Annotated in this window: 22 protein-coding genes; 11 read left to right on the top strand and 11 right to left on the bottom strand. The window is 51.7% G+C overall.

The genetic code is table 11. The annotated features are described in order from the left end of the window. Window positions 1–23 precede the first annotated feature (23 nt). Window positions 24–1022, top strand: a complete 999-nt coding sequence (locus tag PSE_RS22905; RefSeq protein ID WP_008551440.1) for a flagellar motor protein MotA — start codon at window positions 24–26, stop codon at window positions 1020–1022. Window positions 1023–1025: 3 nt separating this feature from the next. Further along, a complete protein-coding gene (locus PSE_RS22910) occupies window positions 1026–2060 on the top strand; it encodes a peptidoglycan -binding protein (protein ID WP_014286967.1) in 1035 nt (344 codons plus the stop codon). 129 nt (window positions 2061–2189) lie between these two features. Here the strand turns inward: PSE_RS22910 and PSE_RS27590 are convergent, their stop codons facing one another. The 5 genes from PSE_RS27590 to PSE_RS22935 all read right to left on the bottom strand — a co-directional run bounded on the left by PSE_RS27590 (window position 2190) and on the right by PSE_RS22935 (window position 7832). Next, window positions 2190–3569 carry a hypothetical protein gene (locus PSE_RS27590; RefSeq protein WP_208998028.1) on the bottom strand — a complete coding sequence of 460 codons (1380 nt, stop codon included), beginning with the start codon at window positions 3567–3569 and terminating at the stop codon, window positions 2190–2192. Between the two features lies 1 nt (window position 3570). Further along, window positions 3571–4863: a pitrilysin family protein gene (locus PSE_RS22920; protein WP_014286969.1), complete on the bottom strand. Its 1293-nt coding sequence runs from the start codon at window positions 4861–4863 to the stop codon at window positions 3571–3573. Window positions 4864–4962: 99 nt separating this feature from the next. Beyond that, the gene (locus PSE_RS22925) at window positions 4963–5508 is read right to left on the bottom strand and encodes a hypothetical protein (protein WP_014286970.1); all 546 of its coding nucleotides are present in this window, start codon (window positions 5506–5508) and stop codon (window positions 4963–4965) included. A gap of 307 nt (window positions 5509–5815) precedes the next feature. Further along, window positions 5816–6535: a DUF1013 domain-containing protein gene (locus PSE_RS22930; protein ID WP_008551584.1), complete on the bottom strand. Its 720-nt coding sequence runs from the start codon at window positions 6533–6535 to the stop codon at window positions 5816–5818. Between the two features lie 289 nt (window positions 6536–6824). Next, window positions 6825–7832, bottom strand: a complete 1008-nt coding sequence (locus PSE_RS22935) for an NAD(P)H-quinone oxidoreductase (RefSeq protein WP_083841639.1) — start codon at window positions 7830–7832, stop codon at window positions 6825–6827. A gap of 163 nt (window positions 7833–7995) precedes the next feature. Between PSE_RS22935 and PSE_RS22940 the strand changes: the two genes are divergently transcribed. Both PSE_RS22940 and PSE_RS22945 read left to right on the top strand, forming a co-directional pair. Then, window positions 7996–8190 carry a DUF1192 domain-containing protein gene (locus PSE_RS22940; RefSeq protein ID WP_014286972.1) on the top strand — a complete coding sequence of 65 codons (195 nt, stop codon included), beginning with the start codon at window positions 7996–7998 and terminating at the stop codon, window positions 8188–8190. A gap of 442 nt (window positions 8191–8632) precedes the next feature. After that, window positions 8633–9157: a DUF1465 family protein gene (locus PSE_RS22945; RefSeq protein WP_014286973.1), complete on the top strand. Its 525-nt coding sequence runs from the start codon at window positions 8633–8635 to the stop codon at window positions 9155–9157. A 105-nt stretch (window positions 9158–9262) separates the two neighbouring features. Here the strand turns inward: PSE_RS22945 and rpmE are convergent, their stop codons facing one another. Next, entirely contained in the window at window positions 9263–9487 is a 225-nt protein-coding gene (gene rpmE, locus PSE_RS22950; protein WP_008551475.1) for a 50S ribosomal protein L31, read from the bottom strand. A 262-nt stretch (window positions 9488–9749) separates the two neighbouring features. Here rpmE and PSE_RS22955 point away from each other — a divergent pair, with 262 nt between their 5' ends. Continuing rightward, a complete protein-coding gene (locus PSE_RS22955; RefSeq protein ID WP_208998029.1) occupies window positions 9750–11552 on the top strand; it encodes an ABC transporter transmembrane domain-containing protein in 1803 nt (600 codons plus the stop codon). A 55-nt stretch (window positions 11553–11607) separates the two neighbouring features. Here the strand turns inward: PSE_RS22955 and PSE_RS22960 are convergent, their stop codons facing one another. Continuing rightward, entirely contained in the window at window positions 11608–12399 is a 792-nt protein-coding gene (locus tag PSE_RS22960; protein ID WP_008551498.1) for an SDR family NAD(P)-dependent oxidoreductase, read from the bottom strand. Window positions 12400–12501: 102 nt separating this feature from the next. Next, the gene (locus PSE_RS22965; protein ID WP_014286976.1) at window positions 12502–14415 is read right to left on the bottom strand and encodes a propionyl-CoA synthetase; all 1914 of its coding nucleotides are present in this window, start codon (window positions 14413–14415) and stop codon (window positions 12502–12504) included. A gap of 202 nt (window positions 14416–14617) precedes the next feature. Between PSE_RS22965 and PSE_RS22970 the strand changes: the two genes are divergently transcribed. Beyond that, window positions 14618–15376, top strand: coding sequence for a sulfite exporter TauE/SafE family protein (locus tag PSE_RS22970; protein WP_008551587.1), 759 nt, complete (start codon window positions 14618–14620; stop codon window positions 15374–15376). Window positions 15377–15455: 79 nt separating this feature from the next. Beyond that, window positions 15456–16220 (top strand): sulfite exporter TauE/SafE family protein, encoded by a 765-nt coding sequence (locus tag PSE_RS22975; protein ID WP_014286977.1) that lies wholly within the window; start codon window positions 15456–15458, stop codon window positions 16218–16220. Here the strand turns inward: PSE_RS22975 and PSE_RS22980 are convergent. Further along, window positions 16203–16775, bottom strand: a complete 573-nt coding sequence (locus tag PSE_RS22980) for a hypothetical protein (RefSeq protein WP_037037760.1) — start codon at window positions 16773–16775, stop codon at window positions 16203–16205. The genes PSE_RS22975 and PSE_RS22980 overlap by 18 nt on opposite strands. Before the next feature lie 469 nt (window positions 16776–17244). Between PSE_RS22980 and PSE_RS22985 the strand changes: the two genes are divergently transcribed. After that, entirely contained in the window at window positions 17245–18891 is a 1647-nt protein-coding gene (locus PSE_RS22985) for an acyl-CoA synthetase (protein WP_014286979.1), read from the top strand. Window positions 18892–18952: 61 nt separating this feature from the next. On the opposite strand, the gene PSE_RS27090 is transcribed toward PSE_RS22985, so the two are convergent. Further along, window positions 18953–19123 carry a YdcH family protein gene (locus PSE_RS27090; RefSeq protein ID WP_008551400.1) on the bottom strand — a complete coding sequence of 57 codons (171 nt, stop codon included), beginning with the start codon at window positions 19121–19123 and terminating at the stop codon, window positions 18953–18955. A 399-nt stretch (window positions 19124–19522) separates the two neighbouring features. On the opposite strand from PSE_RS27090, the gene PSE_RS22990 reads away from it, so the two are divergent. From PSE_RS22990 to PSE_RS23000, 3 genes are all read left to right on the top strand, one after another. Continuing rightward, a complete protein-coding gene (locus PSE_RS22990) occupies window positions 19523–19735 on the top strand; it encodes a YdcH family protein (RefSeq protein WP_008551464.1) in 213 nt (70 codons plus the stop codon). Between the two features lie 123 nt (window positions 19736–19858). After that, complete coding sequence (purE, locus tag PSE_RS22995; protein WP_008551529.1) at window positions 19859–20362, top strand: 5-(carboxyamino)imidazole ribonucleotide mutase; 504 nt, start codon at window positions 19859–19861, stop codon at window positions 20360–20362. An 84-nt stretch (window positions 20363–20446) separates the two neighbouring features. After that, window positions 20447–21535, top strand: a complete 1089-nt coding sequence (locus tag PSE_RS23000; protein ID WP_014286980.1) for a 5-(carboxyamino)imidazole ribonucleotide synthase — start codon at window positions 20447–20449, stop codon at window positions 21533–21535. Window positions 21536–21606: 71 nt separating this feature from the next. On the opposite strand, the gene PSE_RS23005 is transcribed toward PSE_RS23000, so the two are convergent. Continuing rightward, window positions 21607–23010 carry an MATE family efflux transporter gene (locus tag PSE_RS23005; protein WP_014286981.1) on the bottom strand — a complete coding sequence of 468 codons (1404 nt, stop codon included), beginning with the start codon at window positions 23008–23010 and terminating at the stop codon, window positions 21607–21609. Window positions 23011–23111 lie beyond the last annotated feature (101 nt).

Raw genomic sequence — 23111 nt, forward strand, 5'->3', positions numbered from 1 at the left:
TTGCTTTAGATGTACGCAGGATAATGGCACGCGACTACGATCCCTACAGTCTGTCGAGCCCGCAGGTTTACCTGTGGCGCATGATTATTTTTCTGGTCCTGGCAGGCTTCATCGCCTTTGTCTTGATTGGACAAATCACGGAAGCCTTCATGGCAAACCCGGCATTGAACGGCCTGATCGTAGGCGTCGCGACACTGGGTATCCTCCTGTCATTCAGGCAGGTTCTTCGCATTTTCCCGGAAGTATCCTGGGTCAACGGCTTCCGCCTCGGCGATCCGCGCCTTGAGGTACGCCGCCCCCCAATCCTTCTGGCACCCATGGCAACCCTGCTTGGCAACAAAGCAGGCGACATGACCATCTCACCAACCACTATGCGCTCCATGCTCGATTCCATCGGCATGCGCTTGGATGAATCCCGCGAGATTTCCCGCTACCTCACCCGCTTGCTCATCTTCCTCGGTCTGGTCGGCACCTTCTGGGGCCTGATGCAAACTGTGGGCGCTGTGGCAACCACCGTCAGCACGCTGAACGCAGCAGGCGGCGATGCCAACGTGCTGTTTGAAGATCTGGTCTCCGGTATCACGGCACAGATGACCGGCCTCGGCATCGCGTTCTCCTCCTCCCTCCTTGGTCTGACCGGATCCCTCGTTCTGGGCTTCCTCGACCTGCAGGCAGGACAGGCACAGAACCGCTTCTATCAGGAGCTGGAAGACTGGCTCTCCACCCTGACGGACATCGATCCGGACGAGCTGGGCAACGGCACCACGGCAGATATGGCCGCAGACCTGCGCATCACGCTGGACAAGCTGCGCAAGTCTATGGAAGCCAAAGGCACCACACAAGATGAAGGCTCCAACGCCGCCATGAGCAAACTGGCAGAAGGCATTCAGGGCCTCGTCCAGCATGTACGCTCCGAGCAGAAGATGATGCGCGAATGGGCCGAAGGCCAGTCCATGCAGCAGCGCCGTATCGAACGGTTCCTGAAAACGCTCACCGCAGAGGTAGAGCGGGAGAAGGAATAAAGCATGGCAGGAGTACGCACACGCAGGTCTCAAAGCAGCTCAGAGGATTACTGGCCGGGTTTCGTGGATGCCATGTCCGCACTCCTGCTGGTGTTCATCTTCCTGCTCTCCATCTTCATGATTGCGCAGTTCTTCATGAGCCAGCAGCTGTCTGGCCGGGATAAGGTGCTCAATCGCCTCAACCAGCAAATCGCAGAGCTCACAGAGCTGCTGGCGCTGGAAAAGGCGAATGTGGGAGATCTGGAATCTACCATCTCCTCCCTGCAACTGGGTTTGGAACAAGCCTCTGGAGAACGGGATCGTCTTCAGGGCCTGCTCAACGAGCGTTCCGGCCAGATTGACGAAGCAGGAGGTGCACTGGCTGCCCTTCAGGCCAAGCTGGAAGGCGAACAGAACATCAGCTCCAAGGCTCTGGCACAGGTGGAACTGCTAAACCAGCAGATCAGCGCCCTGCGCCGCCAGATCGCCGTGCTGGAAGACGCACTGGACGCCTCAGAAAAGCGTGACAGAGAAAGCCAGACCCGCATTGCCGATCTTGGCAAACGGCTCAACGTGGCCCTCGCCCAGCGCGTACAGGAACTGTCCCGCTACCGCTCAGACTTCTTTGGCCGCCTGCGCGAAATCCTCGCCCAGCGCTCCGATATTGAAGTTGTCGGCGACCGCTTCGTGTTCCAGTCTGAAGTGCTGTTCTCCTCCGGAGATGAAGAGGTCAACCCGCAAGGCAGAAACCAGCTGGATATCCTCGCAAGCGCTATTCTGGAGCTGGAAGGCCAGATCCCCGATGAGATCAACTGGGTCCTGCGCGTGGATGGTCACACCGATGCCCGTCCCCTTTCCGGCACAGGCCGCCTGCGCGACAACTGGGAACTCTCAGCCGCCCGCGCTATCTCCGTGGTCAAATACCTCATCTCCAAGGGCGTGGAACCCGACCGCCTAGTCGCCGCCGGCTTCGGCGAGTTCCAACCCCTCGAAGAAGGCACCACCGACGAAGCCAACGCCAAAAACCGCCGCATCGAGCTAAAGCTGACACAGCGGTAAAGGCTGATAAAACCAGACACAAAAACAAGCGCTTGAGCATGAACCTCAAGCGCTTGTTTTTATTCCGGCTTTCGCATCTTCCACCGTTCCAGCAACGGCATACTCAAATCAGCTATCTAAGCCGCCCCCTTAGTTTGAAACCTGCGACAGTGCATCAAGGCAGAAACTAAGTGAGGTGTTCTTCGGCAACGCGCAGTAACCTTTTGATTTTAGCTTCTCTGATGGAGCGTCTCCTCCACCGATCAGAATAAGAAGAAAATCATCCAAGGGCGGCAGGTACTCTTCAGAACTCGCAATAATCTTATTGAGAGGTGCATTTTCAAGCACCATAAAAAGTGGCAAGTTTATCGTGCCTTCCGCTCCATCAGGGTACTCGTGAAGATAATGCTTCACTCCCCAGACAGGGCTCGTAAAGAACTGGCTAACATAAGTGTTGTTCAATCGATCATGCTGTACTTTCAATCCAGATAAATCTACTTTTCCAGCACGCGTGTTTTCATAAATCGCTTTCATTGTGCCATAAATCTCGGGCCACTTCTTCGCTTCAACAGTCGCACTCAAAGAAATAATTGCCTTGTTTTTTCCCAGAACAATGAAGTTTGAGCGTGGTTCATAAGCCGCTCGCATTTCCTGTCGAATAATACGAAACATCTCGGACCCCGAGTTGTCTCCAATATAGTCCACCAACAGGTTGGCCCCAATCTGGGCACCTTCGTCTTCAAACTCTTCTGCTTTAACAAGCAAGATTAACATCTCAGTGGAGTCAGGATCCGCAAAATGAATGGTTCCAGATGGCAAGGCAGAGGATTGCTCTTCTGCACCAGTCAGCGCAGACGCCCAATCTGTGAGACGGAACCCCCATTTCTTTGTAGGAAGCTTCATTAACAGTTGCGCGACACGGCGTTGAACATCTTCATCCCCGCCCCTCAAGATGACCTGACTAGGTTGACCGAAACGAATATCTCCCTCGCTTCCATCGTTAGCCACATCGTCAGATCCGAAACTAAGGAAATGAAAGATCTCATTTATGACGTCTGATGGTCTTCCAGTCTTGCTAGAGTTTCTGAGGCTAAACTTTTCAAACTCCCTCTCATACCAGCCTTTCGAGTACTCCGATTTAAGTAAAAGCTCCTCCAGATACTCAAGTGCTTCCGGAAAAACTTGTGGTGGTGCAGATATTGTGAGCAGTAGATCTCGGCCATCTATACTGAGCTTATGCTGAAATCCTTTTGTCCGCCGAAATGTATCAACTTCATAAGCAGAACGGCTCGTTGTCCCTCCTATCATCACACTTGAGAGTCCGGCCAACAATGCAGTTGCCCGGCTTTGTGTTGGAGGATCTATTGGCCAAACTAAGGTGATTGCCGAAAGTCCGTTACGAAGGGGGGAAAGATAAGAGAAATTCGCCCTGTCATTTGATGCAATGAGCTCTGCATGTACCCGCTGTGCTGAAATTAGACAAAGAACCACCAGAATAGAGGTGATCAGTGAGCGCTTAAATATCTGCATTTCAATCTACTTTTTTGGCTAAAATGACTGACGTAGCCGACGGTTTCACAATCGTTTTCACGAAATTAATGACATTTCGGTCAGTTACATTGCCCAACATCTCCGCGAACACTGACGGGCTAACAGGCGGGAATCCATCTGCAGCGACGTTATTCAGGAATGATAGAAATAAGTCAGGTCGGTGTTTGGCGTACAGAGCATTCGTCACTTCTTTCTTACGCGCCTGATCAATTTCATGGCTGCTGATCGGCTCATCCAGCAAACTGGCCATGGTCTCTTTCACAATGCTGTGCGCCTCATCCAAGCTGAAGTCGGGCATCAGCTGCACATTTATAGAAAGCTCAAGATCTGCGTTTCTTACAAAATGCATATCTATGTCATCTATAAAAAATCTAGTGTCTTCAAAATAAAGAGCATTTTCTAATCTACTAATCAGAATGTCGCTCGCGATGAAAAATTCACCCTGCATATCTATGCTGGATTGCTCACCTTCAAATTCTATGAACTTAATGAATTGCACTGCATCGCGCATCAGCTTGTTCGATTCAATGTATTCGACAGATCTGTGCGCAGGATCGGGTTTCTTATCTAGCCAAGGTTTGTCAGGAACAGCAGAGTGCTCTGTGTCACCAAACACACGCGCAACAAGCTCGGCAGCTGTATCCGGCTCAATCTTGCCAGACACAATCAGGGTTACATTGGAAGGAGCATAATGCTCCTTATGGAACTGATAGGCCTTTTCAACACTCAGCTTGGGTAGATCATCAACTGTGTTGTTCGCACGTCCACGCAAAGTTCCATACAGGTTTTGAAGAGCAATTCGCCTCAACCAGCGACGAGGAATTTGCCTTTCACGAAGCAATGTTTCACGTCGAATAATTTCGATTTCACTTTCAGCAAAACCTGCTGGCACACTTGGTGTGTCAAGCACAGCTCGAGACAACCGCAACAGCAGCTCTGCATCAGAAGGCACACCAGAATTTGTGTAAACCGTGGACACTGGCGTGATCGAGGCATGAATATCACGTTCTCTGGGCTCTCTTAAAATTGTGGCGTCTGACGAGAAAGCGGCCAGATGCTCTGTCAGATGAGCAGTGCCAGATGGTTCAGGATCATCAAACGTTCCTGAAAGAACGATCAACTGCACATCTACCCGGTCGTAGTCATCTGTTGGAACAACATAGGCCGCGTGCAATCCGCCTTTTTCCGAAAGCTCGATGATGCTTTGAGCTTGAACTACCTCTCCAAAGATCAGAAAGAAAAACGATAAAAACAAACCGATGACGCGCATCATAAACCTTTGAAAATATTACTTGAGAAAAATGTAGGCCAAAGAAAACCGTACACTGCGCTTAAGAGACCATCCTAACACAGCACCAACCTTATACTGGTTTTACATACACCCTCTCTTATCAACTCGGGTGTCACATACATGAACCCCATCTAGATATTTGGCCCATGTTTCCATCTCGGCTTTATCAGGTTCATACATCCAAGTCTTGGAGACAACATATGTTCTGGCATTACCCAAAATAAGTTTAGTCAGAACAGTCAGCCCACTCACAGCCCGGGGAACGACACAAGAGGTTTTTAGGAGTGCATACTCGACTTGGTTTTCCCGTCCTTTGCGAACAAAGGTGGTCGTGGTTTCTTGACAGAATGGATGCTCATACTTCTCGTAAAATGCTTCATACTCTGACATTTCCGCTCCGCCAAACGGGTAGTTAAACAGCTCTAAACTCTCGTGATAATCACTGAGATCCTCATCCTCTGAAAACATATAGGTGATCTCGAGCCCCGCGACGTTCTCAATGTTCACAACCTCATATCCTTCAGGCAAATCCATCAGGAGTGTCTCTCCTCCTCCCACAAAGGCTGAAGCTCTAGAAACACCTAATAGTGCAGCAAAAGCCAGCACTAAGAACACACGAATGAACATCTCTAAACATCCCGAAAACCAGCAGGAAAAAAGCACCACCTAGCAATGCTATTTATTGATCGATAAGAAGCCTTAAGAGTTACAGTACACCTACACGCTGTAACGAGGAAAAGATTCCTGTCAAAAAATTTAACTCATCCAACAAACACAGCAACGCAGCGAAAACATAAAAAACGCAGAATAACGCAAAGCTGAACATAGCAACGCAAACAGCAAAAAAGCCGCGCCCGGGTGGGCAGCGGCTTTTCAGGTTATCCTACAAAATCGGGGCAGCTTTTTGAGAGTTATGCCCCTTCAAAGCGAGTTTTTAGCGCTCGTCTTCGTCCTCATCACCTTCACCCATGGATTTGAAGTTCGCGAACACAGCGTCTGCATCCACTTCCTCTTCTTCTTCACGGGTCTTCGGTGCTGGGGTCGCAAACGCAGCTGCAATCGCGTCTTCGCTTGTTGTTTCATCAACAGGCATAAGGGTCTGCGGCTCTTCACCTTCCATAGGCTTCGGAGCGTTCTTCGCAGCCTTCTCAACTTCGATGTCCAGCTCAATCTGGGAACACAGACCCAGAGTTACAGGATCCATCGGCTCAAGGTTCGCAGAGTTCCAGTGCGTTCTGGTGCGGATCGCTTCAATGGTTGGCTTAGTGGTGCCAACAAGACGCATGATCTGTGCATCCAGCAGCTCAGGATGGTAACGAACCAGCCACAGAATTGCATTTGGACGATCCTGACGACGAGAAACCGGGGTGTAACGAGGGCCCTTGCGCTTGTTCTCAGGAACGCGCACCTTGGACTCCTGCACCTGCATGCGGTAGCTCGGGTTATTCTGAGCTTTTTCAATCTCTTCGCGGGTCAGCTGGCCAGTCAGAACAGGGTCCATACCCTTGATGCCCTGTGCAGCTTCACCATCAGCGATCGCCTTTACTTCCAACGGATGCAGCTTACAAAACGCAGCAATCTGATCGAAGCCCAGAGCGGTGTTATCTACCAACCATACGGCTGTTGCCTTTGGCATAAGCGGTGCGTTGGACATTGTATAAATCCCTCCTGTGTGCTCCACAGCCTAATCAAAGGTGGCGAAGCCGAATTCCATAAGAGTTTTTGGGGAAACTTGAGCGCACTATACGCCCACATTTCCCCAAAAGCAAACCAGATCAACACTTGCCGCCAGCTTCTTTAGGAAACCTGTGCGAATTGAAGCGGCACCTATGCACTTTCCCTGAAGCGCGTTCCCTCTGATTGAACAGGGTCAAACGATAAGAACTCGCTCCCCGAATACATGCTAGAGCATAACGTGTGACTGCGAATGCAGGCAGAATGCTCTAAGCAACTTTCAGGATGATCTTTCCGATATGGCTGGACCCTTCCATCCTGTCATGGGCAGCCCTTACATCACTGATATCAAAGACCTTATCCATAACCACCTTCACCCTTGCACTTTCCAGCAGCGGCCAGACCTTCTCATGCAGAGCCTCGGCAATATGCCCTTTGTATTCGTTGGTCCGTGGTCGAAGCGTAGAACCGGTATGTGTCAGCCGCTTCATCATTAATCGGCTAAAGTTGACATTTTCCGAAGGCCCATGCAGCGTCGCGATCTGGCAGATCCGCCCTTCAATGGCGGCCACGATCCAGTTCTTCTCCACGTAATCACCGCCAACCATATCAAGGATCACCTCAACACCTTGTTTGCTGGTGATGTTGCCGATCTCTTTTACAAAATCGGTAGTGCGATAGTTGATGACATAGTCCGCCCCAAGCTCCCGCACGGCCTGTGCCTTCTCCTCAGAGCCGACGGTGGTGAACACCTCAGCCCCAAAGGCCTTTGCCAGCTGAATAGCAGTCGTTCCGATCCCAGAAGAACCACCATGTACGAGGAACTTCTCCCCGGACTGCAATCCCAGCCTATCAAACACATTCGACCACACGGTGAAGAAGGCTTCAGGCACGCCAGCCGCTTCTTCCATGGACATCCCAGCCGGCACATGCAGAACATGCGCAGCAGGCGCCACACAATACTCCGCATATCCCCCTCCCGGCGTCAGCGCACACACACGCTCGCCAACTTTATGAGAGGCAACCCCTTCTCCTAGCTCAACAATTTCGCCGGAGACTTCCAAGCCGAGTAGAGGCGAAGCACCCGGAGGCGGCGGATATGCCCCTTTGCGCTGAATGACATCCGGCCGATTGACGCCAGCAGCATGAACCTTGATCAGAACCTCACCAACACCAGGCTTCGGAACCTCAACCTCTGCAATTTCAAGGACTTCCGAGCCCCCAACACCGTTCATCACCACGGCTTTCATCATTTCAGGATGTCCCCCTACTGTCATCTGCTGCCCCAATCTCCGCACTCGCCAAAACTGCCGCTTGCTCACTTTCTCAATTAGGTGAAGAATAGTTCCCAACAAAATCCCGTCTACCCCACCAAAGGTGTTTTCTTCATTTTTGGAAATGGAGCAGCACTCAGGGTCAACACAAGGAGTTCATAGCGCTATGGGAATTTTTGATGATGACGAAACACCGCGCTCCACAACCTCTGGCATTGTTGTGGGAGAGCCGCTCAGCAACCTTTCAATCCACGAATTAAATGAGCGACTTGAACAACTTAAGGAAGAGATCAAGCGCGTCGAAAACGAGATCAAAACAAAGTCAGACGCAAACGCATCAGCAGAAAGCTTCTTCAAGTAATCAAACAACATTTAAAACAAACAACTTGGCTAAAATCATATAAATGCAAGCTACAATTCGCAAATATATAAATTGGATACTTACAATTTACGTATCGTTAACCATTTTAAATTAGAACTTAGTTATTCCAGTTGATCTGGATCCAGAGTGAACGTTCACTCTGCTTGACGCCTCCCTGTTAAAACACCTCAGAGCCGCACCGATGCGGCTCTTTTTTTCTGCCGGTTCAACACCCAAACCCGGCTTAACCACTCAATTCACAACCATGAGTTGGCACGGGCTTTGCTCCGTTCAGATTGAAGTAAGATCTCTTGCTCCATTTCGAGACAGTTTTATTCTTTTCAAAAGGCTCACTTCAATTTTCGAGCCGTAATTGTTTCAGACTGGGAATGCAAAGGACGATGGCAAGAGAGACGCAACGCATTAATTGAGGGGTTTTAAGATGGGTGAATTCAGAACTGAAACAGGACCGGAGAATACCTTCAACTTTGCACAGCGCCTCATGACATCTCAAAACTTCACGGAGCTTTTTCGTGAAGGCATGGGACTGATTGAAGAGACAGCCTCTTACCTGGATGGCCCCGGCAGAAAGCAGAGCAAAGCCCTCGGCCCAGCCACCTCCCTCGCCTATGCCACAGAGTCCATGCGCCTCACCACTCGCCTGATGCAGCTTGCGTCCTGGCTCCTCCTGCAGCGCGCCGTAAATGATGGTGAGATTGTTCAGGCTGAAGCCCAGAGCGAAAAGAACAAGATCCGCGTCGACAACGCAACCAAAGAAATGCAGAACCCCGCTTGGAACGATCTACCTGAGCAACTGCGCGGCTTGATCGAAACATCATTCAAGCTACAAAGGCGCATCAAACACGTCGACAACATGCTCAAGGAAGAGATGCTCCGCGAGCAGGCAGCAAACAGCTCCAATCCGGTCGGCGACCAGCTCTCTCAAATCTCAGCCGCTTTCAAATAGTCTTTGTTGGCCAACTCCGCCAGCAACCCTGCGCACTCCTCAAACGCGCACAAAAAAACCCGAAGCAAACGCTTCGGGTTTTTAATTTCGCAAACTTCAGAGCAATTATTTGCCCAGGAAGCCACCAAACTTGTTGGTAAAGCGGGACACGCGACCACCACGGTCCATGAGCTGACGGTCACCACCAGTCCATGCTGGGTGGGAGCTCGGATCGATGTCGAGCTGCAGGGTGTCACCTTCTTTACCGTAAGTAGAACGGGTGGTGAATTCGGAACCATCAACGAGCTTTACAGTGATGGTGTGGTAATCTGGATGAATGTCCTGTTTCATGACTAAACTGTCCTGTCAGCAACGGCCGGGCCGCCTCAATCCTAAGATGGGCTTTGGGCTGGCCTGAAGCATCGGTAGAAAGAAGCCGCGCTCACACAAGCACGGCATAATCGTGAAGGGGTCTATACCCCATCCAAACCGAGGAAACAAGAGGGTACAGCCCGCAGAAATCCAGAGAAAGCGCTTGCAATTAAAACTATCGGGACACATCTACTGCATCATAAGATAAACTTAGATGATTTCGCAGATATCCGGGGGTGGCATGAGCCAGCGGGACTCAAACAATCGGGAAAAGACCTTGCGTCCACTCGCAACACTTTTCCCTTATCTTTTAAGGCATAAGGCCCGCTTGGTTCTGGCAACCTTTGCTTTGCTGGCTGCTGCTGGTCTTACCTTGGTCCTGCCCATTGCTGTCCGCTATATGGTTGATTATGGCTTCACCGGCGACAATCCAAACCTGATCGACGATTACTTCCTTGGCATCATTTTTGTCATTGCACTGCTCGCACTCACCAGCTCACTGCGCTACTACATGGTGATGATGATTGGCGAGCGAGTCGTTGCAGACTTACGCTCGGACGTGTTCCGCCACCTCACTTATTTATCCCCCTCATTCTACGACAAAACCAAGTCCGGTGAGATCATCTCACGGCTGACAGCGGATACTACACTCATTCAGTCTGCCTTTGGCGCAAGCGCTTCAATTGCTCTGCGACACCTGCTGATGTTTGCTGGTTCCACCACTCTGATGGTAATCACCAGCCCGCGCCTCTCCTTATTCGTGCTGCTAGCAATCCCGCTGATCGTACTACCACTCCTCGGCTTTGGCCGCGCTGTACGCAACAGAACCAGCCATGCGCAAAGCACCCTCGCAAACGCCATCGCATACGCCACAGAGGCACTTGGCTCCATCCGCACCCTTCAGGCCTTCACCAACGAGAAGAGCGTTTCAGATCGTTTTGAAGGTGATATCGAGACAACCTACGAAGCCGCCCTCGTCGCCACGCGTGCACGTGCGTTCCTGATCGGAACCATCATTCTCATTATCTCCTCCAGCATCATCGCAGTACTGTGGGTCGGAGCGCTGGACGTTATCGACGGTCGCATGTCAGGTGGTCAGCTCACCCAGTTCCTCATCTATTCCATCATCGCAGCAGGCGCCATGAGCGAGCTCTCTCAGGTCTGGGGCGAACTGGCAAAAGCAGCTGGTGCAGCAGATCGCATCACCGGATTGCTGCATGTCCCTTCAGATATCAACGCACCAGCCAACCCAGTCGCACTGCCATCTCCTGCAATCGGTGAGCTAGAGTTCAACAACGTCGCCTTCCATTACCCAACGGCTAAGGAAGCAGGTGTGTTGGAAGGCTTGAACCTCTCCGTCAAGAAGGGCGAGACAGTCGCTATCGTTGGCCCAAGCGGCGCAGGCAAATCCACTTTGTTCCAGCTCCTGATGCGTTACTACGATCCTGTCTCAGGCAAAATCACACTGGATGGCACCGAGTTGGATGCAGCTGACCCACGCGACCTGCGCGAGCACATCGCACTGGTCCCTCAGGACACGGCAATCTTCGGCAGCTCCATTGCTGAGAACATCGCATTCGGTAAGGAAAGCGCTTCACGCGAGCAGATCATCGAAGCCGCTAAGTTTGCGCTGGCAGATGATTTCATTACCACCATGAAAGACAGGTACGACACACTCATTGGCGAGCGTGGTGTAACGCTTTCAGGCGGCCAGCGCCAGCGCATTGCCATCGCCCGCGCAATCCTGAAAGACGCTCCTGTCCTGCTTCTCGACGAAGCCACCAGCGCATTGGATGCTGAAAGCGAGACCATCGTTCAAAAAGCCCTCGACAAGCTTATGGAAGGCCGGACGACACTGATCATCGCCCACCGCCTCGCAACAGTGCTGAAAGCAGATCGCATCGTCGTGATGGATGGCGGCAAGATCGTCGAAGAAGGCACACACGATACACTGGTTGCTCAAAACGGCCTGTATGCCAAGCTCGCCAGAATGCAGTTTGAGATCGGCGCCGAAGCGCTAAACGCGCAGGAAAAAGCCAGCTAAAACGAAAGAAGCCGCGCTACTTAAAGCGCGGCTTCTTTAGTGCAATCAGCAAGACTTACTCAGGCTCACTCACATCTACCGTATAGTTCAACGGCATGCGCGCACCATCAGCGTAGATGGTCTGCCCGGAAACATAGCTCGCATCATCGGAAGCAAGGAAAGCAGCAATGCTTGCCACTTCCGCTGGCTGTCCCAGACGACCAAGCGGGGTGCGGGAAAGCACCGTTTCCATCTTACTTGCATCCTGAACAACGCTCTTAAGCATCTCGGTCTCGATAGAACCCGGACCAATGCCATTCACGCGAATGCCGTACTTTGCCAGCGCAACAGCAGAAACGTGCGTCAGCTGGTTCAAGCCACCTTTAGAGATCGTGTAAGGCACCTGATCAGGGATTGCGAGCACACTGTTGACGGAGCTGATGTTGATGATGGAACCAGCGGAACCACCGTCTTCAACCTTCTCGACCATATGACGTGCAACGGCCTGAGAGCACAGGAACGCACCCTTCAGGTTGACACGCAGCACGCGATCAAAATCTTCCTCGGAAAGTTCCAGAAAATCACCACCTGCCGTGATGCCAGCATTGTTGACCAGCACATCAACGTCGCCGAACTCATCCAGAGTGTTCGCAACCATGTTGCGCACATCAAGACGGACGCTGACATCACAATGGCAGAACGCCACGTGTCCAAACTCGGAGAGAGCTTCCTGAGCCGCTTCCCCTGCACGCTCATCCGAGTCGGAGAGCATGACTTTGGCGCCATCTTGCAAAAATCGCTGCGCAATAGCGTAACCGATGCCTTGAGCGCCACCGGTTACAATCGCAACTTTCTTCTCTAGTTTCACTTTGAAGATACCTCTGGCAATGCCGAAATTTCGCCGACCTTAATCTCTAAGGCCAGCCATGTCGATGCACTTCTCCAGTAAAACTCCTTAGCTCCTCTGAATTTAGCTGACTGAAGCCAAACCACGATCAGAGATAGCTTCTGCAATCTCATCAAGAATTGCAGGATCATCAATGGTTGCTGGCATTTTGAACTCTTCACCATCGGCAATCTTGCGCATGGTTGCACGAAGGATCTTGCCAGAACGGGTCTTCGGCAAACGCTCAACAGTGATTGCCAACTTAAATGCGGCCACAGGACCAACCTTCTCACGAACCAGAGCAATAAGCTCTTTTTCGATCACATCGGTTGGCTTCTCAACGCCACTCTTCAGCACCACAAACCCGCAAGGCAGCTGACCTTTGAGATTGTCAGAAATACCAATCACAGCACACTCAGCCACGTCCGGATGTTCAGAAAGAACCTCTTCCATGCCACCGGTAGACAGACGGTGGCCAGCCACGTTGATGATGTCATCTGTGCGGGACATGATGAAGAGATATCCCTCATCATCCATCAGACCAGCATCTGCTGTTTTGTAATAACCCGGGAACTCAGAGAGATACGCATCTTTGAAGCGGTCATCTGCATTCCATAGCGTTGGCAAAGCACCAGGAGGCATTGGCAGTTTGACGACAATGTTGCCCAGCTCACCAGCGCCAAGCTCGTTGCCTTCATCATCCAGTACACGCATATCATAACCCGGCATAGGCACTGTGGAGCTACCCAACTTGATTGGCAACTTGCCGAGGCCAAGTGGGTTACCCGCAATACACCAACCGGTTTCAGTCTGCCACCAATGGTCAATCACCGGCACGCCCAGCAGGTTCTCAGCCCACAAAATCGTATCTGGATCAGCACGCTCACCAGCAAGGAACAGCGAACGAAGCCCAGCAATGCTGTACTTGGCAAGCTCAGTCCCTTCCGGATCTTCCTTCTTGATCGCACGGAACGCAGTCGGTGCAGTGAACAGAGACACCACAGAGTGCTCAGAGATCACACGCCAGAATGCACCAGCATCCGGTGTTCCAACAGGCTTACCTTCATAAAGAACCGTCGCAGCACCATGAAGCAACGGCGCATAAACGATGTAGGAGTGACCAACGACCCAGCCCACATCAGAAGCCGCCCAAAACACCTCACCCGGATCAATGCCGTAAAGGTTCTCCATGGACCACTTAAGCGCTACCATGTGACCACCGTTGTCACGCACCACGCCCTTCGGCTGGCCGGTGGTTCCAGAAGTGTAAAGCACATAAAGAGGATCTGTCGCAGCAACCGGAACACACTCGGTGGTCATCTTTTCAGCCACCGCGCCTTCCATCAGCACGCCAAGATCATAATCACGTCCTTCATTCAGTGGAGCGATAAGCTGCTCGCGTTGCTGAATGAAGCAGAAATCTGGTTTGTGAGAGGACAGTTCAATTGCCTTGTCGAGCAGCGGTTTATATTCTACCACTCGGCCCGGCTCGATACCGCAGGAAGCACTGATGATCGCCTTAGGCTTACAATCCTCAATACGAACCGCCAGCTCCTGCGCAGCAAAGCCGCCAAACACTACGGAGTGGATCGCGCCAAGGCGTGCGCACGCCAACATGGCAAACATCGCTTGCGGGATCATCGGCATGTAGATCAGCACCATCGTGCCTTTCTCAACACCCTTCTCACGCAGCAAAGCCGCCATAGCGCCCACTTGCTCTTGCACTTCAAGATAGGTGTAGGTCCGCTTCTCACCGGTAACTGCACTGTCGTAAATGATTGCTGGCTGTCCCGGACGGCCATGTTCTACGTGACGGTCAACGCAGTTGTAGCAAGTGTTGCACTCACCACCCACAAACCATCGTCCATAGGTGCCCTGCGAAGCATCAAAAGTCTTTGTATAGGGCGAGAACCAATCAATGCCCTTAGCCGCTTCGTCCCAGAAGGCTTCTTTGTTTTCTTTCCATCCATTGTAAACGTCGTGGTATCGGCTCGTCATAGCTGCTCTCCTCCCATGCACCCCTGCATAGTACCTGTCCACAGGTTCGGCTAAGACTGAGCCTTGAATGACCCAAAGGCAAGTTTTGCTATATTAGAAAATCGGCTTATAACTAAAGATGACCCCATAGTTTCAACCCACCTATTTCTTAGTTTCCTCTTATAAAAAAAGGACTTGCCCGCATCATAGCGGGTGGTAACTCATGCTGCCTATTACCGATCCCTTCTTCTACCTCTGTGCAATACCTGCTGTTTTCATTGTTGGCATGGCAAAAGGAGGATTCGGCGGAGGCCTTGCACTCGTGGGTGTGCCGATGATGTCCCTTGCTATTCCACCTGTGCAAGCTGCAGGAATTCTCCTTCCCATCCTGCTGGTCATGGATGCTGTCGGATTATTCTCCTACCGTGCAATCTATTGTCGCAAAACACTTCTTATTCTTATCCCGGCAGGTCTCCTGGGCACCCTGATCGGATACTTCACTGCAGCATACATTTCCGAAACACTGATCCGGCTGGTCACTGGCGTCATCGCACTCATCTTCGTGTTGGACTACTGGTTCAACAACAAAGCCAACAAAGCGCCCAAACCACACAATGTCATCCTGGGCGGCATTTGGGGAACGATCTCCGGCATAACCAGCTTTATTGCGCACGCTGGCGGCGCACCGTTTCAGATGTACGTCCTGCCTCTGCGACTGGCTCCGCCCGTCATGGCAGGAACCGCCGTCATTTTCTTCGCCACAGTCAATTTTTCAAAGGTTCTGCCCTACTTCGCACTTGGACAGTTTGATGCCAAGAACATCTCCACCTCGCTGATTTTGCTGCCATTAGCACCTCTGGCAACAATCGCAGGCATTAAGATCGTCAGGCACATCGACAAAGAGCTGTTTTACAAAATCACTTATGCAGGCTTGTTCATCATCGCCCTGAAACTGATCTGGGATGGTGCCAGCGGTCTGTGACGCAAAGAATTCTCAATTTTGAGAGATCTGCTTTTCTCTTAGAAAGACTGTAGGTGCCTCTTACAAAGGATCATTACAGTTGCAGGATATCCTCATCAATCCGCTGTTTTACCTTGTCGCTATCCCCGCCCTCATCATCGTGGGCATCTCAAAGGGTGGCTTCGGCGGAGGTGTGGCAATCCTCGGCGTACCAATGCTCAGCCTGATCATCCCACCTATTCAGGCAGCAGCAATTCTGCTTCCTCTTCTCGTAGCAATGGATGTTGTGGGCCTCTATGCCTATCGCAGATCCTACGACACCACCGTGCTCAAGCTCACCATTCCCGCAGGCATCCTGGGCGTTGCCATCGGCTGGGCAACAGCAGCTTACTTCAGCGAGGCAATCATCAGACTCCTGATCGGAGGCATCGCACTGGCGTTCGTTCTGAAGTACTGGATCGGTGACAAAGCGGAGAAAGAGGCCCCAAAACCAAGCAAGGCAAAGGGTATTTTCTGGGGTACGATCGCCGGCTTCACCAGCTTCGTTTCCCACGCTGGCGGTCCACCATTCCAGATCTATGCCCTGCCCCTCAAGCTACCAACAATCTTGTTCGCAGGCACGGCAGTCATCTTCTTTGCAGTCATCAACGCAGTAAAGCTCATCCCCTACACAATATTGGGTGAGTTCGACTCCACCAACCTCACGGTCTCAGCCGTGCTTCTGCCTCTGGCACCAATAAGCATGTATCTAGGAGTAAAAATCGCGAAGGTTATCAGCCCACAGCTGTTCTATAAGATCACCTATTTCGGTGTCTTCATTGTAGCGCTGAAGCTGATTGCAGACGGTTTAGTCGCGCTCACCTAGGCCGTGGTAAAGCACGCTCCGGATAGCCGCAATCGGTCCATCCATCTCAAAGGTCGCATCCGGCATGGTTTTCCAAGGCACTCTCTCGTGAAAGTAGCTGGAAGGATCCGTGAGATCCAGATCGCCACGAGCAGGAGAAACGATACGATACCGAACCTGCTTTGCGTTGTAAGTGTCTGACGGATCACCCGCAAACTCAGAGCTCGGAGGCTGACCTTCTACCCACGAGAAGAAGTAGGTACGCAACTGATCTGCCATGCTACTCGACGAGTTGAGCTGCGCGAAGTTGAGTTGAAGCCCAAGCACCAGACACACCGCTGTAGACACAGCCCAAAGATACCAATGGGTGCGGAAGTGATTGAGAATGACGGCGCGGTTGAGATACAGCTGAATGAGAACAGGGAACGCCACCAGCAGCACGAACCATTGTGCATCCTGCGATCTGTGTGGCCCAAGCATGAAGATGTACCCCGTAAGAACCACGGTAATCGCGCAGAAAACCACGCCAAAGAATATGGCGATCTTCCCCTGTCGATTTGGTGTCGTTACGGTCATATGAGCCCTGCTTGTTCATCGCTCACCGTCCGAAAACGGGTCGCAATTTATTCTTTTATCAGACAGGTCTACATTACAAATCGAAAGGCAAACGGGGAAGACTTCTGGGGTGTTGCAAATTGTCGCGAGCTTTCTTCTTGCCCAAAAAGGCAACAAGATTTCACCTTTTCCGTTAAGTTAACGCCACTATTGCAACCAGCGCATACAAATTTACCGAATATATCGACACTATTCCACAAAACACCCAGAAAATACTTATAGATGAAAGTCTAAGGGTAAGAACACCATCAGACTAACATCTAGGTCATCTGGGCTACCCCCTCTGCCTATACTCAGATATATCAAAATATGTAACACTCTTAATTCCTAGCTCTTCACCAGAGCCAGTAACCATCTTGGGAAAGTTCATTATCACTTCAAGGGATCTTCCTGTTCCCTTGTGCGGGAATTTGAATGCCTGGGGGATTTCATGAAAAACCATCCATTAAACACATCGTATTTCGACAAAGACCTCCCAAAAACGGACGCCAACTACACGCCACTCAGCCCACTAAGTTTTTTGGAAAGGGCTGCAAAAGTTTTCCCAACTCACACCGCAATCATCCACGGCAGTATCCGCCGGTCTTACAAAGAGTTTTACGAACGCTCCATCCGCCTTGCCAGTGCTCTGTCAAAACGCGGCATAGGAAAGAATGATTGCGTGTCAGTAATGCTGACCAACACCCCACCCATGCTCGAAGCCCATTACGGTGTGCCAATGGCCGGAGCAGTGCTGCACGCGCTCAACACCAGACTGGACGCAGCAATCATCGCATTCCAGCTGGATCACGCAGAAAGCAAGCTGGTTATTGTTGACCGCGAGTTCTCAAAGGTCATGAGCGAAGCTCTGGAGCTGGCAACCGTCAAGCCAACCGTTGTGCTCTATGACGACAAAGAGTTCCCTCAATCAGCACCAGTGATCGGAGAGCTGGAGTACGAAGAGCTGATCGCGAGCGGGTCAACAGATTTCCAGTGGCAACTCCCAAAAGATGAATGGGATGCCATCACGCTCAACTACACTTCTGGCACGACCGGCAACCCGAAAGGCGTCGTTTATCATCACCGCGGCGCTTATCTGCTGGCCCAGGCAAACATCATCACAGCAGCCATGGGCAAGAAGCCAGTCTATCTCTGGACGCTCCCAATGTTCCACTGCAATGGCTGGTGCTTTCCATGGTCGCTATCTCTTGTTGCTGGCACTCACGTCTGCCTCCGCCAAGTTCGGCAAGGCCCAATTTGGAACGCATTGGCAGACGAAAAGGTGACCCACCTGTGTGGCGCCCCAATCGTCATGTCCACACTACTCAACACGCCAGAAGATCAGAAACGCAAGCTCACCCACGAAGTCGAGTTCTTTACCGCAGCAGCACCACCGCCAGAGGCCGTGCTGGCAGCAATGGCAGAGGAAGGCTTCAACGTCACGCACCTGTATGGTCTGACCGAAGTCTATGGGCCTGCAGTCGTCAATGAATGGCATGAACACTGGGATGAACTGCCGACCTCAGAGCAAGCCGCCCTCAAAGCAAGACAAGGCGTCAACTACGTCGCTCTTCAGGATCTCGCCGTGCTGGATCCAAAAACCATGCAGCCAGTCCCAGCTGATGGCGAAACCATCGGTGAGGTTATGTTCAAAGGCAACGTAGTCATGAAGGGATACTTGAAAAACCCATCCGCAACGCAAGAAGCATTTGCAGGTGGCTGGTTCCATTCAGGAGACCTCGGCGTGCAGCATGAAGATGGATACGTCCAGCTCAAAGATCGCTCCAAAGACATCATCATCTCAGGAGGTGAGAACATCTCGTCCATCGAGATCGAGGAAGTGCTTTACAAACACCCGGAGATCTCCGCAGCAGCAGTGGTTGCTCGGCCCGATGACAAATGGGGCGAAACACCCTGTGCGTTTGTTGAGTTGAAAGAGAACAGCAGCGTGACCGAAACAGATATCATCACCTACTGCAAAGAGCACCTGGCCAGTTTCAAATCGCCAAGGACAGTTGTCTTCACCGATCTACCAAAAACGTCTACCGGCAAAATCCAGAAGTTCGTTTTGCGGGAACAAGCCAAAACGCTGGCCTGAGCACAAACAAAAAATGCGCCGCTAAAAGCGGCGCATTCTCTGATAATTCTGGAAGAGGAAGCTAACCCGTCACTCGTAATCGCGAGATTTCATCCTTAAGCTTCAACTTTTGCCTTTTGAGATTGCCAATCTCTAGTTCATCCATTGATGGATGATGCTTGGCGCTTTCCAGCTCCTTCTCAAGAGTAGCATGGCGGCGTTCCAGCTCAGTCAAATGCTCACGGATGGACATAGGTTTTAATCCTCCTACATTGTCTCTGTTACAGGAGGATGATGGCACCATTTTCATGAGTTGTCGAACGATGATTAGCTGTTTTTTTTCGGCCTCTACAACGCGAGATCGTTAATTCATGAAAAACTTAGGGAACTTATAAATGACCCAGTAAATTTCAGTGATTGCCACCACCAGCAAAAAGGGAAGCTCACTAAGTATTCAACCCTATATATACGCTACGTAAATTCGTCATGCGACACGACTTCCTGTAAAAATCGTCAGACTCATGTTCATCGCGCCGACACATTCGGTATACTGTTACAGAGCGGTGAATTGCGACAACGCGCCCCACCAGATTTTATTCACTGATGGGTAGAGTTGCACACAGACCGATACGTGTCATGTGAGGACAAAACGATGACGGAAGACAACCTTGATCAGGATAGCATTCGCTCCGAGCTGGCGGAGCTGAGGCAGGAACACCGGGATCTGGATCACTCTATCGAAGCACTCATCGAAACAGGACGATCAGATGTCCTACAGCTGCAACGCCTGAAAAAGAAAAAACTCATGCTAAGAGATAAGATTCAGGTACTGGAAACCCAGCTCTTACCTGACATTATTGCCTAAATTAGAGGCAGAGCTCTAACCTTCGTATATTATTGGCATTTCTTGTAGTAATTGGGTTGAAACACGCCGTGGTATTTCTATAATCCGCGCTTTCTTCCCAGCCGCTCAGAGGGTGCCCGTTTTATGAACCGCACAGATCAGCCAGAAGTCGCCATCATCATGGGAAGCCAATCCGATTGGCCAACCATGAAAAACGCCGCAGACACGCTAGAAGCACTGGGAGTTTCCTATGATGCTCGCATCGTCTCCGCGCACCGCACTCCGGATCGTCTGGTAGAATTCTCCAAAACCGCAAAAGAGAATGGCTTCAAGGTTGTCATCGCTGGCGCTGGTGGAGCAGCTCACCTACCAGGCATGGCGGCATCCATGACTCCATTGCCAGTCTTCGGTGTTCCGATTGAGTCGCGCGCCCTGAAAGGTCAGGACAGCTTGCTGTCTATCGTACAGATGCCAGCAGGCATTCCGGTTGGTACTTTGGCCATTGGCCGCGCCGGTGCAGTCAACGCTGCACTCATGGCAGCAGCCGTTTTGGCGCTCAACAATCCGGAGATCGCCGCCAATCTGGATGACTGGCGCGAAAAGCAAAGCCAGGCTGTCGCTGAAAAGCCAGTCAATCCGGAAGAGTAAGAGTTTCAGAGGCGCCCATTTGCAGGCGCCTCATTTGTTTTAACTGCCCTAACATCTGGCCCCTAACTCTGGAAAGTTTTCGAAATGGGTTCCACACTACGTCCTGGTGACACGATTGGTATTCTGGGTGGAGGTCAGCTTGGTCGCATGATCGCTCAAGCTGCCAGCAGGATGGGCCTGAAGTGCCATATCTATTGCCCGGATGAAAACAGCCCGGCCTTTGAGGTCTCCGCAGAAAAGACCGTTGCAGCCTACGAAGACGAACAGGAACTTACACAGTTCGCAAAGAGCGTTTCTGTCGTCACATATGAGTTCGAGAACGTACCAGGCGAAACTGCCCGCATTCTGGAACAGTTCGTGCCGGTCCGCCCAGGCCCACTCGCACTGAAAGTTTCGCAGGACCGTCTCGAAGAGAAGACCTTCCTCTCAGAAGAAGCTGCCACACAGGTCGCCCCTTTCATCAAGGTCGACAATCAGGCAGAGCTGGAAGCAGCCCTCATGGAACTGGGCGGCCAAGGCGTCCTGAAAACGCGTCGGTTTGGATATGATGGCAAAGGCCAGATCATGATCCGCACACCTCAGGACATCGAAGGCGCCATGAATAAGCTCGGCAACCAGCCAGCTATTCTGGAAGGCATCATTCCGTTCGAAAAGGAAGTTTCCATCATCGTCGCCCGCGGTGTCGACGGCACTGTGAAATGCTACGACCCAGCAGACAACTACCATAAGAACCACATCCTGAAGACCTCCAGTGTCCCGGCAGACATTCCCGAAGCAACTGCACAGGAAGCCATAGACATGGCAACCCGCATTGCAGTTGCTCTGAATTACGTCGGCGTGATGGGCGTGGAATTGTTCGTGGTGAAGGATGGAGACAAAACAGAGCTCAAGGTCAACGAGATCGCACCTCGCGTTCACAACTCCGGCCATTGGACCGAAGACGCTTGCCCGGTTTCTCAGTTTGAACAACACGTACGCGCTGTCGCGGGCTGGCCACTTGGCACTCCAACCCGCGCGCACAACGTCATCATGGAAAACCTGATCGGCGATGATGTGAACACGTGGGAAGCCGCATTGCTGGAACCCAATGCACGTCTGACACTTTACGGCAAAGCAGAGACACGTGAAGGCCGTAAGATGGGCCACATCAACCGCCTCTCTCCAAAGTCATAGTCAGCAACGACATCCGACAAAAAAGCCCCGAAGACCAATCCGTCTTCGGGGCTTTTCTTTTATCTTAAAGCTTATCCCAGCCTCACCAGACCAAGCTGATCTCGCTTCTGGAACCGGATCAGCAACAGGATACCGGTGATAAAGAGACCACTCGCCAATCCAACCCAGATCCCTTCCGGACCCCAGTTGAACGTAAAAGCCATGACGTAAGAGAGCGGCACACCAATAATCCAGTAGCCAATCACCGCAATCACCATCGGTATGCGCGTGTCGGAAAGACCACGCAGTACACCGCCTGCAACCACCTGAATGCCATCAACCACCATGTAAACGGCAGCGATAAACACCAGCGGTACACCTAGGCGGATCACATCAGCTGCATCAGGGTTGCTGCTGTCCAGATAGAACGAAATCAGCGTATCCGGGATCGCAACAAACAAAACCGCACCGAGCAGACCGATCACGATAGACCAGATCAACGCTACCCAGCCAGCACGTGTAATACCATCCGCATCGCCGCGGCCAGATGCGATTCCAACACGCACAACAGCAGCATTAGCAAAGCCAAGCGGGATCATGAAGGCGATACCAGAAAGCTGTACGGCAATACCGTGCGCGGCCAGTTCCAGCGTACCAATCCAACCCATCATCAGTGCTGCCGCAGCAAACAAGCCAACTTCAGCGACCAGCATCAGAGAAATCGGCCAGCCGAGGCGAAGGATCTCAAAGAACGCAGGCCAATCAGCGCGCCAGAAACGCACAAACACTTCGTACTTGCGGGACTTCTCTTCCCAAAACACATAGGCCACTAGGATCACGCAAGACGCCAAAGCAGTCACAACGGATGCGATACCAGCACCCAGAATACCCAGTTTAGGGAACCCGAAGTAACCAAAGATCAGCACATAATCGAGCAGAGCGTTGACGACTGCACTCACCACTGTCGCCCACAACACGATCTGCGAGCGTTCAATACTGGTCAGGAAGCTACGCAGAGCCGCCACGAAAAGAGACGGATACATAGACCACTGCACAATGCGCAGATAATCCGCAGCAATGGCAGAAACCTCAGGATCCTGTCCCAGCGCCAACAGAACACTTTCGCCGTTCCAAAGCACGACCATCGCAAAGGTCGTGTAGATCAGCGAGATCCAAAGACCCATGCGAGAGGCACGACGCACATTGCGTATGTCGCCTTTACCTTCGGCTCTGGACGCCAATGGCATAACGGCTTGAACAAATCCAAGTCCAGCCAGCCAGATCAGAAAGAACAGCTGCAAGGCCAGCACGGATGCGGCCAATTCTGTTGCGCCAAGCCAACCGATCATCAATGCATCGGTGGCGTTGATTGCCATCTGCGCCAACTGCGCACCGATCAACGGCAATCCCAATATAAGCGTTGCATTGGACTCCCCCCACCATGCAGACATGGCTGTGGGTTTGGCAACGCTGGTGCTTTCAACCCGCGTCATCATAAGCTCCTGAAGAAAAGGGCATGGAGCCCCTCCAGAACTTGAGCCTCTCAAGAACATAAACGAGATCGCGACCCGCAATTGACCGCATCACCTCGCTGGGA

The organism is Pseudovibrio sp. FO-BEG1 (assembly GCF_000236645.1).
Lineage (GTDB): Bacteria > Pseudomonadota > Alphaproteobacteria > Rhizobiales > Stappiaceae > Pseudovibrio.

Excerpts from the sequence above, each read along its gene's own strand:
- PSE_RS22905 (WP_008551440.1), top strand. The coding sequence starts at position 24 with ATGGCACGCGACTACGATCCCTACAGTCTGTCGAGCCCGCAGGTTTAC.
- PSE_RS22910 (WP_014286967.1), top strand. The coding sequence starts at position 1,026 with ATGGCAGGAGTACGCACACGCAGGTCTCAAAGCAGCTCAGAGGATTAC.
- PSE_RS27590 (WP_208998028.1), bottom strand. The coding sequence starts at position 3,569 with ATGCAGATATTTAAGCGCTCACTGATCACCTCTATTCTGGTGGTTCTT.
- PSE_RS22920 (WP_014286969.1), bottom strand. The coding sequence starts at position 4,863 with ATGATGCGCGTCATCGGTTTGTTTTTATCGTTTTTCTTTCTGATCTTT.
- PSE_RS22925 (WP_014286970.1), bottom strand. The coding sequence starts at position 5,508 with ATGTTCATTCGTGTGTTCTTAGTGCTGGCTTTTGCTGCACTATTAGGT.
- PSE_RS22930 (WP_008551584.1), bottom strand. The coding sequence starts at position 6,535 with ATGTCCAACGCACCGCTTATGCCAAAGGCAACAGCCGTATGGTTGGTA.
- PSE_RS22935 (WP_083841639.1), bottom strand. The coding sequence starts at position 7,832 with ATGACAGTAGGGGGACATCCTGAAATGATGAAAGCCGTGGTGATGAAC.
- PSE_RS22940 (WP_014286972.1), top strand. The coding sequence starts at position 7,996 with ATGGGAATTTTTGATGATGACGAAACACCGCGCTCCACAACCTCTGGC.
- PSE_RS22945 (WP_014286973.1), top strand. The coding sequence starts at position 8,633 with ATGGGTGAATTCAGAACTGAAACAGGACCGGAGAATACCTTCAACTTT.
- rpmE (WP_008551475.1), bottom strand. The coding sequence starts at position 9,487 with ATGAAACAGGACATTCATCCAGATTACCACACCATCACTGTAAAGCTC.
- PSE_RS22955 (WP_208998029.1), top strand. The coding sequence starts at position 9,750 with ATGAGCCAGCGGGACTCAAACAATCGGGAAAAGACCTTGCGTCCACTC.
- PSE_RS22965 (WP_014286976.1), bottom strand. The coding sequence starts at position 14,415 with ATGACGAGCCGATACCACGACGTTTACAATGGATGGAAAGAAAACAAA.
- PSE_RS22970 (WP_008551587.1), top strand. The coding sequence starts at position 14,618 with ATGCTGCCTATTACCGATCCCTTCTTCTACCTCTGTGCAATACCTGCT.
- PSE_RS22980 (WP_037037760.1), bottom strand. The coding sequence starts at position 16,775 with ATGACCGTAACGACACCAAATCGACAGGGGAAGATCGCCATATTCTTT.
- PSE_RS22985 (WP_014286979.1), top strand. The coding sequence starts at position 17,245 with ATGAAAAACCATCCATTAAACACATCGTATTTCGACAAAGACCTCCCA.
- PSE_RS27090 (WP_008551400.1), bottom strand. The coding sequence starts at position 19,123 with ATGTCCATCCGTGAGCATTTGACTGAGCTGGAACGCCGCCATGCTACT.
- PSE_RS22990 (WP_008551464.1), top strand. The coding sequence starts at position 19,523 with ATGACGGAAGACAACCTTGATCAGGATAGCATTCGCTCCGAGCTGGCG.
- purE (WP_008551529.1), top strand. The coding sequence starts at position 19,859 with ATGAACCGCACAGATCAGCCAGAAGTCGCCATCATCATGGGAAGCCAA.
- PSE_RS23000 (WP_014286980.1), top strand. The coding sequence starts at position 20,447 with ATGGGTTCCACACTACGTCCTGGTGACACGATTGGTATTCTGGGTGGA.
- PSE_RS23005 (WP_014286981.1), bottom strand. The coding sequence starts at position 23,010 with ATGATGACGCGGGTTGAAAGCACCAGCGTTGCCAAACCCACAGCCATG.